The sequence below is a fragment of the Streptomyces sp. WG5 genome, assembly GCF_049974565.1.
Classification (GTDB): Bacteria; Actinomycetota; Actinomycetes; order Streptomycetales; family Streptomycetaceae; genus Streptomyces.
The window spans coordinates 54,740-69,581 of the sequence record NZ_JBNGGC010000026.1; the positions used below are offsets into that span (position 1 = coordinate 54,740).

The 14,842-nt window shown below is 72.9% G+C and carries 10 protein-coding genes; 4 read left to right on the top strand and 6 right to left on the bottom strand.

The features are described from left to right. Positions 1-688 precede the first annotated feature (688 nt). Entirely contained in the window at positions 689-1,342 is a 654-nt protein-coding gene (locus ACP4IX_RS25230) for a response regulator (RefSeq protein ID WP_426556704.1), read from the top strand. Between the two features lie 56 nt (positions 1,343-1,398). Here the strand turns inward: ACP4IX_RS25230 and ACP4IX_RS25235 are convergent, their stop codons facing one another. The 3 genes from ACP4IX_RS25235 to ACP4IX_RS25245 form a co-directional block, all read right to left on the bottom strand. Next, positions 1,399-1,656, bottom strand: a complete 258-nt coding sequence (locus ACP4IX_RS25235) for a LysR family transcriptional regulator (RefSeq protein WP_426517904.1) — start codon at positions 1,654-1,656, stop codon at positions 1,399-1,401. A 217-nt stretch (positions 1,657-1,873) separates the two neighbouring features. Further along, positions 1,874-4,417, bottom strand: coding sequence for an ABC transporter permease (locus ACP4IX_RS25240; RefSeq protein WP_426556706.1), 2,544 nt, complete (start codon positions 4,415-4,417; stop codon positions 1,874-1,876). Then, a complete protein-coding gene (locus ACP4IX_RS25245; protein WP_426517908.1) occupies positions 4,417-5,187 on the bottom strand; it encodes an ABC transporter ATP-binding protein in 771 nt (256 codons plus the stop codon). The genes ACP4IX_RS25240 and ACP4IX_RS25245 overlap by 1 nt, the downstream gene beginning before the upstream one ends. A 259-nt stretch (positions 5,188-5,446) precedes the next feature. On the opposite strand from ACP4IX_RS25245, the gene ACP4IX_RS25250 reads away from it, so the two are divergent. Then, positions 5,447-6,670, top strand: a complete 1,224-nt coding sequence (locus ACP4IX_RS25250) for a cytochrome P450 family protein (RefSeq protein ID WP_426517910.1) — start codon at positions 5,447-5,449, stop codon at positions 6,668-6,670. A gap of 19 nt (positions 6,671-6,689) precedes the next feature. On the opposite strand, the gene ACP4IX_RS25255 is transcribed toward ACP4IX_RS25250, so the two are convergent. Then, a complete protein-coding gene (locus tag ACP4IX_RS25255) occupies positions 6,690-8,762 on the bottom strand; it encodes an ABC1 kinase family protein (protein WP_426517913.1) in 2,073 nt (690 codons plus the stop codon). A 276-nt stretch (positions 8,763-9,038) separates the two neighbouring features. Here ACP4IX_RS25255 and ACP4IX_RS25260 point away from each other — a divergent pair, with 276 nt between their 5' ends. Further along, positions 9,039-9,284 carry a DUF6269 family protein gene (locus tag ACP4IX_RS25260; RefSeq protein WP_426517915.1) on the top strand — a complete coding sequence of 82 codons (246 nt, stop codon included), beginning with the start codon at positions 9,039-9,041 and terminating at the stop codon, positions 9,282-9,284. 97 nt (positions 9,285-9,381) lie between these two features. Here the strand turns inward: ACP4IX_RS25260 and ACP4IX_RS25265 are convergent, their stop codons facing one another. Beyond that, entirely contained in the window at positions 9,382-11,325 is a 1,944-nt protein-coding gene (locus ACP4IX_RS25265; protein ID WP_426556708.1) for a BTAD domain-containing putative transcriptional regulator, read from the bottom strand. Positions 11,326-11,533: 208 nt separating this feature from the next. Between ACP4IX_RS25265 and ACP4IX_RS25270 the strand changes: the two genes are divergently transcribed. Further along, entirely contained in the window at positions 11,534-11,740 is a 207-nt protein-coding gene (locus ACP4IX_RS25270) for a hypothetical protein (RefSeq protein WP_426517919.1), read from the top strand. Between the two features lie 38 nt (positions 11,741-11,778). On the opposite strand, the gene ACP4IX_RS25275 is transcribed toward ACP4IX_RS25270, so the two are convergent. Then, a complete protein-coding gene (locus tag ACP4IX_RS25275) occupies positions 11,779-14,763 on the bottom strand; it encodes a BTAD domain-containing putative transcriptional regulator (RefSeq protein ID WP_426556710.1) in 2,985 nt (994 codons plus the stop codon). Positions 14,764-14,842: the final 79 nt, after the last annotated feature.

Genomic DNA, 14,842 nt, shown 5'->3' on the forward strand with positions numbered 1-14,842 from the left:
TGGCGAACGGTGAGGGTGCGGGCCCCGGCGTCCTTGCCGACGCGGCCGGCGGCGTCCTTGGTGCGCACCGTCCAGTGGTAGCGGCCACCGTCCTTCAGCAGCCCGGCAGGAACCTGCCACCGGGGGGACCGGATCCAGCCGGACGAGGTCACCTGCCCCGTGCGGGCGCCGTCCCCGGTGCCGATGACGAACTCGTAGGCGCGCGCGCCGCGTTGCCGCTCGGCGGACAGCCAGGGCCGGGCGCCGGTGACGGCGGCACCGTCGGCGGGCGCCAGCGCGGCGGACCGGGCGCCGCTGCCGTTCGGCGGCGTGGCGGCCGTGTCGAAGTCGCCCTCCGGCCATGCGGGCCGGTGGGGCGATCCGGGATCGGCGGGCAGCAGTGGCACCCGGGTGGCGTCACCTCGCGCCGCGGCCTCGGACGCCGCCGGGGGGACAGCTCCCAGCAGGGTGAAGGACAGAGCCGTCGCCGCGGTCGCGGCGGTCCATCCGAGTCTCTTGGTGTGAGCCATGCTCAATCACCGCTCCAAAGAGGGAAGAAGCGAGAAGAAGGGGGGAAGGCGGCGCGCGGCGGCGCTCGGGTCCTGCCGTCCCGATCCTGTCAGTGGCCGGATCGGGGCCCCAGCCCGCAGAGAATCTTTGAATACGCTCCGGTGGCTGCCCGCGGGCCCGTCCAACTACGGTGCTGTCCGTGACCATTCGTATTCTTCTCGCCGACGACCAAGAGTCGGTGCGCATCGGGTTCCGCCTGATCCTGGACTCCCAGCCGGACATGGAAGTCGTCGGGGAGGCGGAGGACGGACGGCAGGCGGTGGAACTGGCCGAGCGGCTGAAGCCGGACGTGGTGCTCGCCGACATCCGCATGCCCCGCATGGACGGTCTCGAGGTGACCCGGCGGCTGGCCGGCCCCGAGGCCGCGAACCCGGTGCGCGTCGTGGTGGTGACGACGTTCGGGCTGGACGAGTACGTCCACACCGCGCTGCACAACGGTGCCTGCGGGTTCCTGCTCAAGCGGTCCGGCCCGACCCTGCTGGTGGAGGCCGTACGGGCGGCGATGGCCGGCGACACCCTCATCAGTCCCTCGCTGACGGTGAGCCTGCTGCAGAATCTGCAGGGCGCGAACCGGCCCGGTGCCGCGCAGCCGCTGGAGTCCCTGACGGAGCGGGAGACGGAGATCGCCCGGCTGGTCGCCAAGGGACTGACGAACGCCGAGATCGGCGCGGAGCTGTTCATCTCGGCCGGTACGGCCAAGACGCACATCGCCAACATCCAGCGGAAGCTGGACGCCCGCAACCGGGTGGGCATCGCCGCCTGGGTGTGGGGCAACGGCCTGGCCCAGAACTGACCGTACGGAATCCGGCCGGCTCCGGCCCCCCTCCGCCGGGGCCGGAGCCGGCCGGGTCATGCCGGCGCACAGACGTCTTTCATACTGTCGATCAATGCGAGTACCGCCCGCGCCGAGGGCAATATCATCCGGCCTTCGCGGGTGAGTCTCGCGCCGGTCGAATCGCGGGTGAAGAGTTTGATGCCCAGTACCTGCTCGAGGCACTTGATCTGGTAACTGATGGCCGGCTGTGAATATCCGAGCACCCTGGCGGCCTGGTCCATACGCCCGATCTCTGCCACGGACACGAAAGCACGGAACTCACGCTCGTGCATCACTCCCCCTGTCTGTCTGGTGGAACACAAGCGGCTCCGACGGACTTCCGCGCGGTGCCGCGGGATTCCGTCGAAATGCGCTTCCATGTCAGCCGACTTGGCCTGAAGAGGCAATGAACGGTGCAGGAAGCTGCAAACAGGGGACGTGCTACGGACAGCATCGAGCCCGGTCTCCCCCGCAGTACGGGGAAACCGGGCTCGGACGCGTGCCGTGCGGTCAGCCGTGGTTGACGGCAGCGAGCACGTTGAGCCGCGCGCCGCGCCGGGCCGGGGCGATCGAGGCGATGACCCCGACGACCGCCGCGCCGATCAGGTAGGCGGCCATCTGCCCCCACGGGAGGGAGAGCCGGGTGACGCCCTGGTCCTCCATCGCATGGGCGACGGCGAGGCCGAGCACTCCCCCGACCGCGATGCCGAGCACGGCGCCGAAGAGTGAGATCACCACCGACTCGGTCATGATCATGCGCCTCGTCTGTCCCCGGCTGAGCCCGATGGCGCGCAGCGCGCCCATCTCGCGGGTCCGTTCCAGGATGGAGAGGGCCAAGGTGTTGACGATGCCGAGGATGGCGATGAGCATCGCCACGCCCAGCAGGGCCTGGACGATCGCGAGCATCATGGCGAATCCGCCGCTGAACTCCTCGATGACGTCCTCTCGGGTCTGCACCGTCACCTCGGGGCTGTCCTTCAGGAGCGTCTCGATGCGGGACCGCACCTCGGACTCGTCGGCGTCGCCCGCCAGCTGGAAGTAGGCCTGCGAGGGCTGTCCGGTGCGGAAGCCGGCCTCGGCGTCCGCCCACGGCACGACCATGCCGTTGACGAGAGTGGAGTTGGCGAAGAGACCACCGACCCGGTAGGTGCGCTCCTCGCCGCGCTGGAGCTGGAGGCGGACGGTGTCGCCGACCTTCAGTCCGCGCGCCTCGGCCGTGCTCGTGTTCATCACCACGGTCCCGGCGGCCAGGGTCTCGAGGGAGCCGTCGGCGGACCGCAGGCCGAGCACCTCGCGCGCGGCGTTCCAGTCCCGCCAGGCGGCGACCGGCTGGTTCTCCTTGCCGACGGCGGCGGTGTCCATCACCGCGGCGGCCAGGTGGTGGACCCCGGGCACCTCGGCGATCCGGTCCAGGGCGGCCGGCTCGATGGACGCGGAGTTGGCCGAGCCGGCCTCGCCCATGGCCACCAGGTCGGCCTTCAGGTCCCGCCGGATGTCATGGGTGACGCTGTCCTCCGAGGATGCGGCGACCGTGCTGATGGCCGTCACCAGCGCGACCCCGATCATCATGGCCGAGGCCGTGATGGCGGTACGGCGGGGGTTGCGGGCGGAGTTGCCGCGGCCCAGCCGCCCGGGCACCGAGCGGGCGAACACCGCTCCGAGCAGGTGGACGGCGGGCCGGCTGATCAGCGGGGTGAGAAGGACGACGCCGAGGAAGGCGGGCAGCAGGCCGAGCAGGATGAGATTGGCCCCGTCGGAGGACAGCGAGCCCGCGACGAGCAGCAGTGCGCCGAGGCCGAGGAGGATTCCGCCGGTCCAGGTCTGCTTGCGGTGCCGGCCCTCCGGTCCCGTCGACGCCCTGATCACCGAGATGGGCGCGACCTTGGAGGCCCGCAGCGCCGGGAAGAGGGCCGCCAGCATGGTGGTGAAGACGCCCACCGCGAACGCGGTGACCACGGCGCTGGCCGGGACGCCGAGCGAGGCCACCTCCAGGCCGTCGGTCGAGCCGGCCAGCAGGTTGGAGCCGAGCGCCCCGATGCCGATGCCGGCCGCCAGCCCCAAGGCGGAGGAGACCAGGCCCACGACGAACGACTCGAGGAGCACGGAGCCGATCATCTGCTTGCGGCTGGCGCCGAGGGCGCGCAGCAGGGCCAGTTCCCGCAGGCGTTGGGCGACGATGATGGAGAAGGTGTTGATGATCAGGAAGACCCCGACGAGGACGGCCACACCGGCGAAGCCGAGGAGCACCGTGCTCATCATGTCGAGGATGCCGCGCGACTTGTCGGACGCCTTCTCCGCGAGCTCACGCCCCGTCAGCACCTCGTAATCCGCGCCCAGGTTCTTGCCGAGCGCGGCGGCCACGGTCTCGGCGGAAGCACCCGCGGCGAGGCCGACCCGCACCCCGGAGAAGCCCCCCGCACCGTCGAGCATCAGCCGTTGGGCGACCGGCTCGTTGAACACGACCGTCTGCTCGCCGCCGATGGAATCGCGGTCGCCGGAGTATCCGAAGACACCCGACACGGTGAAGTCCTGCCGCGGCTCGTTGGTCAGCACGCCGATCCGGTCGCCGACCTTCAGGTCCGCCTCCTGGGCGAGGCCGGCGTTGACGGCGACCTCGCCGTCGGTGCGCGGCTCGTGGCCCTCGCGGAGGTTGATCAGATCGCTCTCCCCGCGCCAGCTGCCGCCGTAGCGGGGGCCGCCGGTGCCGGGGACGACCTTGCCGTCCTTGCCGATGGCGCGGGCGCCCTCGGCGAGGACCAGACCGCTGGCCCGCTCGACGCCTTCGACACGGGAGACCGTCTCGACCAGCGCCGGGTCCACCGGCGGTACGACGGCCGGGTCGTCGGCGGTCTGCGCCTCGACCTTGGGCTTGCGCTCCACGTACAGGTCGATGTCCTCGTAGGCGCCGCTGAACTGCGCGTCGACGGAACGGTTGAGGGTGTCCTTGATGACCATGGCGCCGGACACGAACATCACGGCGAGCACGATCGCGAGGCCCGACAGGACCAGGCGCAGCTTGCGGGAGAGCAGGCTCTTGAGGGTCGCGGTCAGCATCACGCCACCCGCGCCCGGGAGTCGAGGGTGCGCATCGTGTCGAGGACCGCGTCGGCGGTGGGCTCGCGCAGTTCGTCCACGATCCGGCCGTCGGCGAGGAAGACGACACGGTCCGCGTAGGACGCGGCCCGCGGGTCGTGCGTGACCATGACAATCGTCTGGCCCAGGGTGCGCACGGAGTCCCGGAGGAACTCCAGCACCTCGGTGCCGGAGGCGGAGTCCAGGTTGCCGGTCGGCTCGTCCGCGAAGATGACCTCCGGCTGGGAGACCAGGGCGCGGGCGCAGGCCACGCGCTGCTGCTGGCCGCCGGAGAGCTGGGTGGGCCGGTGGCCGAGCCGCTGGGCGAGTCCGACCGTGTCGACGACCCGGTCGAACCAGTCCTTCGACGGCTTGCGGCCGGCGATCGCCAGGGGCAGCAGGATGTTCTCCTCGGCCGTCAGCGTCGGCAGCAGGTTGAACTGCTGGAAGATGAAGCCGATCCGATTGCGCCGCAGCAGCGTCAGCTTCTTGTCCGACATGTCGCTGACCCGGGCGTCGCCGATGTAGACCTCGCCCTCGGTGAGCGTGTCGAGGCCGGCCAGCGTGTGCATGAGCGTCGATTTCCCGGAGCCGGACGGCCCCATGATCGCCGTGAATTCACCGGCGGTGAATTCGACGTCCACACCACGCAATGCCGCGACTTGCGCCTCCCCTTCGCCGTACAGTTTCGTCACCCCGACAGCTCGGGCGGCGACCTGTCGCTTCGTCGAAGCCGAAATGGTCGCGGTCATGACTCACACTCCCCACACGGGTTCTGAGATCGGATGGTTCATAAGCGGGTCACTGTGCACCGTGCCCGGCCGTGGACAAGAACCTACGAGCAGACCCGCTCGCGCCACATCCACCAAACGGCATAGATGGTCTCCCGGTCCGCCCCCCTGTTCCGAGCGCAGATCGAACTCTTGAAACCAGCACTGCGCCGAACGGCAGAGCCCGCCTAGCGTGCTGGACCGAACGGGGTATCCCGGCTCGGCGGCACGGAGGTCGGACATGACAGCCACGCGGACCCTCTCCAGGTTCTGGATGCTCACCAACGAGTTCACCCAGAATCCCTATCCGGTGCTCGAATACGTGCGGCGTGAATGCCCGGTGCGCGAACTCGCCTTTCCGGACGGCGGACGGGCCTTCGTGGTGACCCGCTACGAGGACGCGAAGGCCGCGCTCGCCGATCCGCGGCTCAGCCGGGACATCCACGTTCACTACCGGCTGATGTCCGAGCGCACCGGGCGCACCATGAACCCGCCGCCCGAGGAGGCCAACCACCTCGCGAACCTGGAGCCGCCACGGCACACACCGCTGCGCCGGGCGATCAGCTTCGCGTTCACCCCGCGCCGGGCGGAGGCCCTGCGGCCCCGGGTGGAGGTGATCGCCGACAGCCTCCTCGACGCACTGCCCACCGGGGCCGGCGCCGACCTGATCGCCGGGTACGCCGATCCCCTGCCGGTCATCACCATCGCCGAGCTGATGGGCGTGCCCTCCGACCGGTGGACGGACTTCCTGCGCTGGTCGGCCGCCCTGCGCACGTACTCGCCGACGGACGGTTCCGGCGCCCTGGACCGCAACATCCGTGAGCTGTCCTCCTACATGTCGGAGCTGATCGCCCGCAAGGAACGGGAACGGGGCGACGACCTGCTCTCCGCTCTCATCCACGCCGATCCGGAACGCCGGCTCACCAGCACCGAGATCCTGTCCACCGGGTTCGCCCTGATGACGGGCGGCAACGACACCACCGCGAGCCTGGTCGGCGGGGTGCTCGCGGCGCTGCTGACGCATCCCGCCGAGCGGGAGCGGCTGATGGCGGAGCCGGGCCGGTGGGGCAAGTCGATGGACGAGCTGATCCGGTACGTCGGCCCGATCAGCAACGCGCTGCAGCGCGTCACGACCGAGCCGGTGGAGCTGGGCGGGGTGACCATCCCGGCCGGTGAAGTGGTCGTCATCTGCGTGATGTCGACGAACCGGGACACCGGGCAGTTCCCGGACCGCCCCGGCGAACTGGACCTGGACCGGCCCAAGCCGGCGCACCTCAGCTTCGGGCACGGCATCCACTACTGCTCCGGCGCGCACCTGGCCAAGGTGATCACCGAGATCGCCGCCCGCCGGCTCTTCGAGCGGTTCCCCGACGCCCGGCTGGCCGTCGACCCCGCCCGTCTGGAGTACCAGCAGAACGTGGTCGTGCGCCCGTTGAAGGCCCTGCCGGTCCTGCTGCGTCCGTGAGACCCGGGCGACGCGCCGCTCACTCCGGGCGGCGCATCGCCGTGTAGAGCGCCCGCAGGATGAGGATCGCGCTCACCGCGAGCACGTGGTAGCCGACCAGCGGATACAGCTCCAGCTGCCGGGTCACCCGGGGGCCCTTGCCGGTGCCGAACACCACCAGCATCACCCCCATCAGCCCGGTGCAGCAGGCCATCAGGCTGACGGTCACCTGGTGGATGAGCCCGGAGACGAACCGCCGCTCCCGCTCGTCGGCGAGCAGCCGGATCCGCACCCCGAGCCGGCCCTCCTCCAGTGAGGCGCTGATCCGCTCCGCCCGCCGCGGCAGCCTGCGCAGCATGGGCAGCACGTGCAGCAGTTCCTGGGCCGCTCCGTGCATCAGGGCCGACACCGTCGTCGTACCGGAATCGCCGGCCCCGCCGTACGCCTTCGACGCGCCGGGCCTCAACCGGTCGGTGAGCATGCCGACGGCGAACGCACGCGCCTCCTGCAGAAGGTTGAAGGACGGTGCGAGCCGGGTGAGGGTCCCCTCGATGGTGGCGAGCGCCCGGAACACCGCGGCGACCTCCGGGGGCACCGCCAGCCCGAACTGCGCCAGCATCCGGAACAGGGCGGTGAACATCTCGGTGTCGGGCTGTGCGTCCACGCCCAGGTGGCGGGCCATGAACCGGGCCAGCTCCCGCTCCAGCAGCGGACCGGGCAGCAGTTCCTCGTGCACGGTCGCACGGGTGCCGAGCAGGGTGAGCAGCGCGTCGTGCAGCCCGGCAGGGTCGCCCCGGTCCACGGCGACCAGCAGCTCACGGATGGCGCTCTGCGCGGAGGGGTCGATGCGGCCCACCGAGCCGAAGTCGATCAGCCCGATCCGCCCGTCCTCCAGCAGCAGCATGTTGCCCGGGTGCGGGTCGGCGTGGAAGACGCCCACCCGCAGGATCTGGTGGAGCATCGAGCGCAGCGCGGTGCGGGCCAGTGCCTCCCGGTCGCAGCCCGACTCGTCGGCGACCGCCGCCGCCCGGTCGAAGGTGACGCCCTCCAGCCACTCCTGCACCAGCACCCGCGCCGAGGTGTACTCGTAGTAGACGTACGGGATGCGCACCGGGGCGTCGCCCTCGCGGCCTCCGGTGGCCTTGGCGATGGCGCCCGCGTTGCGCGCCTCGATACGGAAGTCGAGCTCCTCGCGCACGGACCCGGCGAAGCCGTCGCTCAGCTCGCGCAGACCGAAGGCCTGCGCGGCACGCACCCGGCTCTGCAGACTGCGGCTGACCGCGAGGACGATGTCCAGGTCCCGCTCCACCACTTCGCGGATGCCGGGACGCTGGATCTTGACCACGACGGTGGGTCCGCCGCGCAGCCGCGCTCGGTGCACCTGGGCGATGGAGGCGGCGGCCAGCGGCTCGTGCTCGATGCTCTCGAACACCTCGGCGACCGGCCTGCCCAGCTCCTTCCGCAGCACCGCCTCGACCTCCGGCCAGGGCGCCGGGGCCACGTCGCTCTGCAGCCTGCTCAGTTCGTCGATGAAGTGGGGCGGCAGCAGATCGCGCCGGGTGGAGAGCACCTGTCCGAACTTGATGAGAGCCCCGCCGCACTCCTCCACGGCACGGCGCGCCGACCGGGCGGACTGGTCCCCGTACGGTCCGGGCCGCATCGCCCGGTCCCAGCCGGCCCGGCCACGCAGGACCCAGCCCAGTCCGTTGCGCATGAGGATGCGGCTGATCTGCGCGTAGCGGCGGGCACGGCGCATCCGGTCCCCGAAGCCGCGGGCCGCTTGCAGGGGCCGGCTCCAGGTGCCGTAGGGCACGAAGACCTCCAGGGCCACCAGGGTGGCCATCGCCGCGAACAGCGCCAGCGGTATCTGGATGGTCGACAGGGCCCCGAGGTCGTCGTCGCGGTTCCCGGGGACCTGCCCGTAGAGGAAGAGGCTGGCCACGCCCACCAGGCCGGCACCGAGCGCGCGCAGCGGGGCGACGGTGACCCCGAGAAGCCGGCGCGACGCCGTGGAGACGCCGAACGCGAGGACGGCCACCAGGACGGTGGCGATCAGGGCGACGAGGAGAGTGAGGGACACGTCGCCGAATTCACCTTCAGCCAGTAATGCCATGAAACCGCTCCCTGGGGTAGGTCGCGGGTCACCCTAGGCCGATCCCGCCCCGCCCCGGCGTCCCGTGGCAGCTTCATGCAGCCCCGGTGCTCAGCCGCCGGTCGCACCCGCGGCCACGCCGCCGGCTGCCCGGCACCGCGGTCTGTACGGAATCTGTATCCGAGCTTGCACGCCCCTGTACCCGGGGGCGGAGAAGGACGCGGCAATTCGTATGCCGGCTCCTCCGAATCTGTCGTCACGGCCCGCGAAGGCCGCGACCGACACAGAGGAGGAGCCATGCGCGACGATCACGGAACCGCTGCCGGGGTTCAGGATCCGCTGCAGTTCCTGAACGAGATCGAGCAGCGGGCGGCGGTGTGGGCCGGCGTCGGCCTGGAGCCGCCGCAGGACGGTCCGGTGCCCAGGGCGCTGCTCCTCGCGGAATACGTCAACGCGCTCACCGAGCTGATGGCACGACGTGCCGTCGAGCCGCCCGCGGAGATGTACACCTTCGACGAAGGGCACGCGGGCGGCTGCGGCTGACGGCACGGCAGGCACCGGTGGGCCGTCACGGCGCCGCGGACCGCCCACCGCAGGTGCGCGGTCGCCGGCCTCCTGCCCGGGGCGTGCCGGAGGGCGGTCAGGCCGCGGCGAGCGTGTGGCCGTGGGAGCGCCGGGCGAGCAGGCGCGCGAGCGGCGGAAGCCGGTAGGACGGCCAGTCCCCGCCGTCGGCGTCCTCGGCCTCCAGCAGCCCCGCGTCGGCCAGTTGGCCGAGGGCGTCCTCGGCGTCGTCCGCCCCGGTGCCCAGCACGAGGGCGGCGTCGGCGGCGGTCAGCCGTCCCGCGCCCGAGGCGGCGAGCGCCGTGAACGCCGCGGCGAGGGAGGGGGACAGCGTGTCCCGTGCGGCGCTGAGGCCCACCGCCACGTCGAGGCTGCCCAGGCGCAGCTCGGCCAGCCGGCGTTCCTCCGGCTGCAGGCGGGCCACCAACCGGGCGACGGACCACTGGGGTCGGGCCGCGAGGCGGGCCGCGGCTATGCGCAGCGCCAGCGGGTTGCGGTCGCACAGCTCGGCGAGGCGCACCGTGGCCTGGGGCTCGGCGACGATGCGCGGCCGGCCCGCGACGGCGGCGAGCAGGCGCACCGCGTCGGCCGGCGGCATCGGCCCGAGCCGCACCAGGCTGGTGCCCTCCAGGGAGGCGAGCGGGGCGCGGACGCCGGTGACTACGGTGCGACAGGCTCCGCCGCCGGGGAGCAGCGGGCGTACCTGGGCGTCGTCCACCGCGCCGTCGAGGACGACCAGCAAGCGCCGGCCCGCCGACACGGTGCGGTAGAGGTGGACACGCTCGTCGAGTCCGGCGGGCAGGTCGCCGGCGCCCAGGGCACGCAGGAACCAGCCGAGGATCTCGCGGGGGCCGCCGCGCACGGCGGCCGGGGAGCCGAGGTCGGCGTAGAGGTGGCCGTCCGGGAAGGCGTCACGGCACTGCTCGGCGGCCCGGCGCGCGAGCACGGACTTCCCGGTCCCCGGTGCACCGGTCACCACCACGTCGCGCCCGCCCCGCAGCGCGCCGGCCACCTGTCCCACCTCGGCCCGCCGCCCGGTGAAGTCACCGGGCGGCGCGGGCACCAGAGCCGGCACGGGCCGGGCGTCCCCGTCGTGTGCGGGGCCCGCGGCGGGGGCGTGCGGGGCTTGCGCCGCGGTTCCGGCGCCGCCGGCCGCCGTGGGTGCCGCGACCGCCGTGGGTGCCGTGGGTGCCGCGACCGCGGTGGGTGCCGTGGGTGCCGTGACCGCGGTGGCAGCCAAGGGTGCCGGAGAGACGGGAAAAGCAGAAGGGGCGGATGGTGCGGAGGGCGGCGGCAGGGTGGCGGTGAGTATCCGCTGGTGCAGGATGCGCAGGTCCGGGCCGGGGTCGATGCCGAGCTCGTCGGCGAGCAGGCGGCGGCCCTCCTCGTAGACCGCCAGCCCGTCCGCCTGGCGGCCGCACCGGTACAGCGCGGTCATCAACTGGCCCCTCAGCCGCTCGTGCAGCGGGTACCGGTCCACCGCACGGGTGAGGCCCGGCACCGACTCGGCGTGCCGGCCGAGGGCCAGCGCGGCCTCGGCGTGCTGTTCCACGACGGCGAGCCTGGCCTCCTCCAGACGGGGCCCCTCGGCCGCGGCGAAGCGCTCGGTCACGCCGGTCAGCACGGGCCCGTTCCACAGCGCGAGGGCGGCCGCGAGACGGCGTTCGGCCTCGGCGTGCCGGCCCGCCGCCAGATCGGCGGCCCCGGCCTCGCGGAGCTCGCGGAAGGACGCCCAGTCGAAGGAGGCGTCACCGGTGTCCATGCGGTAGCCCTGGCCACTGCGCTCCACGACGACCGTGTCGCCCAGCCCGGTGCGCAGCCGGGACACATAGGTGTACAGCTGCTTGGTGCTGGTGGCCGGCGGGTCGCAGTCCCACAGCAGCGTGGTGAGCCGCTCGTCCGGGACCACCCTGCCCCGGGCCAGCAGCAGGGCGGCCAGCACGGTGCGCTGCTTGCCGCCGCCGAGCGCGATCGGCCGGCCTTCGCGCTCGGCCGACACGAAGCCGAGAATCCGGAAGTCCATGGCGCCCTCCTGCGGCAGGCCCGGCGCGGTCACCGGGCGGACTCCGCAGCACGCTAGGAGGCCGGTCTTCCGTAGCGGCATCGGTGCGATTTCGCCCCCGCGAAAGCGATGCGAAACCGCCGGAGAAAGGCAGCTTCGTACCTTCGTTGTGCACCGCGGCGCTCCGGCCCGCGGGTCACCCGCTCAACGCTCGTCCCCGGGAGGGCACATGCACGGCTTTCGCACCGCTCCGGCCAGGCTCGTCGCAACGACGGGCGCGGCCCTCTGGCTGGCGGTGGCCGGCGCGGGCACCACCCAGGCGCTGGCTCCGCTCACCATGACCACCCACACCGGCGCCGACGACCCGTGGACGGCCGCCCCGCTCGGCGACGACCCGTGGACGGCCGCCCCCAACGGGGACGACCCCTGGACCTGACCTCTCCGCGTGGTGCCGGGGCGGCGTGGCGGGAGTCCTCACGGCCGCACCAGGCCGAACAACTCGTCCATGTCGAGCGGTCCGGACCGCGACAGCAGATCCAGCAGGTGCGTCGTGCGGTCGCGCCAGGACTCGACGCCCACCTCGACGAAGAGGTCGGCGGCGATCTTGAAGCAGTCCGCCGCGCTGTCACGGTCGCCCCGCAGTGCCCGCACACAGCCGAGCACGGTCCCGGCCCGCGCCTCGAGGAAGCGGTCGGGCACGTCTGCGGCCGCCGTGAGCGCCTCCTCCAGCACCTCCTCCGCCTGCGCGATCCGGTGCTGCCGCCACAGCGCCTCGCCCAGCGTGCGCAGCGCGTGGGTCTCACCTCGCCGGTCCCCCGTGGCGCGCACCAGTTCCAGGGCACGCCGGCAGACCTCCTCCGCCCGCTCGCCGTCCCCCTGGTGGATCAGCACCTCGGCCAGCCGCACCGAGCTCTGCGCCTCCCCGCGGGCCGTGCCCAGGTCCCGGCTCCGGGCCACCGCCTCCGACGACAGCAGGAAACTCGCCTGCGGCCGGCCCCGCTCCAGCTCGATCTGCGCGAGCAGGCCCAGGACGTGGGCCTCGGCGTAGCGGTCGCCGGTGCGGCGGAACAGCTCCAGGGAGCGGTGCGCGAGGTCCCGGGCGGTGTGCAGGTCCCCGCGGTGCCGCTCGCACAGGGCCAGGTTGCGCAGGACCAGGGCGCGTCCCTTGTCCTGCCCGGTCTCCTCGAACAGCCGGAGCGCGTCCGCCAGATGGGGGAGGGCGGCGTCGTACGCCCAGCCGACGATCTCCAGGGTACCGAGGGAGTGCAGCATGGCCGCCTCGCCGAGCCGGTCGCCGGCCCGGCGGGCGGCGGACAGCGCCCGGTCGGCGCAGTAGCGCCAGTCCTCCAGGTAGTCGCGGTTCTGGAAGAGGGTGACGCTGGTGAGTGCCAGGTCCCAGGCGTGCGCCGCCTCGCCCTCCCGGGCCAGCTGGTCGACGAGTCCGGTGATGGAGCCGCGCTCGCTGTCGAACCACTCCATGGGGTTCTCCAGCAGGCTGTCCACCAGGTGGTCCGGCAGCGCGTGCAGCGGCGCCGGGCCGTGGACGAGGGTGAAGTCCCCGCCGTACACGCGCCGGTGAGCGGCGGAGGCGAGGGCGAGCCAGGCTCCCGCCGCCCGGCGCAGCGCACCGCGCCGTTCCTCCTCCGGGTCCTCCGCCAGGGACAGCTCCCGCGCGAACAGCCGGGGCAGGCCCTGGAAGCGGTACCGGACGTGCCCGGTGGCCGAGGAGGACGGGATCAGCAACTGCGCGTCGACGAGTTCCTCGATGAGGTCCTCGGCGTCGAACGGGTCGATCCCGAGCAGCGCGGCGCCGACCCAGGCGGCGAAGTCGGGCACGTTGACGGAACCGAGCAGCCGGAACATCCGGGCCGTGGTGATCGGCAGGTCGCGGTAGCTCAGCCGCAGGCCCGCCCGCACCCCGCGCTCGTCCGGGCTGAGTTCGTCGAGCCGGCGGCGCTGGTCCTCGAGCCGGGCCACCAGGGTCCGCACCGACCAGTGGGGTTTGGCGGTCAGCCGGGCGGCGGCGATCCGCAGCGCCAGCGGCAGCCGGTCGCACAAGGTGCTCAGCCGAGCGGTGGCGACCGGGTCGGCGCTCAGTCGGCCGTCGCCGTCGACGCGGGTCAGCAGCGCGATCGCCTCGTCCTGACCCAGGGCGTCGAGGTGCAGCGTGACGCAGGCGTAGTCGCCGGCCAGTGCGCCGCCCATCGGGTCGCGGCCGGTGACCAGGACACAGCAGCGGCCCGTGCCGGGCAGCAGGGGGCGGATCTGCTGGAACGAACGGGCGTTGTCCAGCACGATCAGCACGCGTCTGCCGTCGAGCACGGTCCGGAACAGCGCGCTGCGCTCGCCCAGGTCGGGCGGGATCTCCGAGCCGGGCACGCCGAGAGCGCGCAGGAAGCGGTCGAGGACGGCGCCGGGGCGGTGCGGCGCCTCCTCGTCGTAGCCGCGCAGGTCCGCGAAGAGCTGGCCGTCCGGGAAGCGGCCCGCGACCTGGTGGGCCCAGTGCACGGCGAGCGCGGTCTTGCCCACGCCGCCGATGCCGGAGATCGCGCCGACGGGCAGCGCCGGTCCCTCCAGGTGGTCCAGCAGCCGGTCGAGGGCGGCCAGTTCGGGGTGGCGTCCGGTGAACGAGGCGACACCGGACGGCAGGTGGGCGGGCACGGCCGCGGTCAGCGCGGGAGCCGTCTGTTCGGTGGGCGGGCCGAGGCGCGGGGAGTCGGCGAGGATCTCCTCGTGCATCTCCTGGAGGGCGGGACCGGGTTCGATACCGAGTTCGTCGGCGAGGATCCGCCATCCCTCACGATAGGTCTCCAGGGCCTCGGCGCGCCGCCCGGAGCGGTACTGGGCGAGCATGAGGTGTGCCTTGGCCTGCTCGCGCAGCGGGTGTTCCCGGACGAAGGCGGCCAGCTCGCCCATCACCTCACGGTGCCGGCCGAGTTCGAGGCGCAGCCCCGTGTACTCCTCGTACACGTCGAGCCGCATGCCGGTCAGCCGCGCGGCCTCGGCCTCCACCCGGCCCGCCGAGATGCCCTCCAGCGCCGGGCCGCGCCACATGGCGAGGGCTTGTTCGAAGTGGCCGCACGCCTCCTCGGCTCGACCGCTGCGGGCGGCGGCCCGGCCCACCGCGACGCGTTCCTCGAACTCGACGGCGTCGATGCGGTGTTCGCCGGTGAAGAGCATGTAGCCGGGGTGGCTGGTGACGACCACGTCCTCGACCCCGGCGGCCTCCTTGAAGGCCTTGCGCAGGGAGGAGACGCAGATGGCGACCTGGTTGCGGGCGGTCGAGGGCGGGGTGCCGTGCCAGACGGCGTCGGCGAGGGCCTCGACCGACACGACCCGGTCCGGCGCCAGCAGCAGCATGGACATGATGGTGCGGCGGCGCGCCCCGGTGAGCACGACCGGCTGCCCACCGGCACTGATCTCCAGCGGCCCCAGGATCCGGAACACGACCTGAAGCACGACCTGCCTCCCGATACCGCGGCCGGCCGGGTGTGACCCGGTCGTGCCGCTCTTGCGCTGGTTGATGGGACGTCGGGCT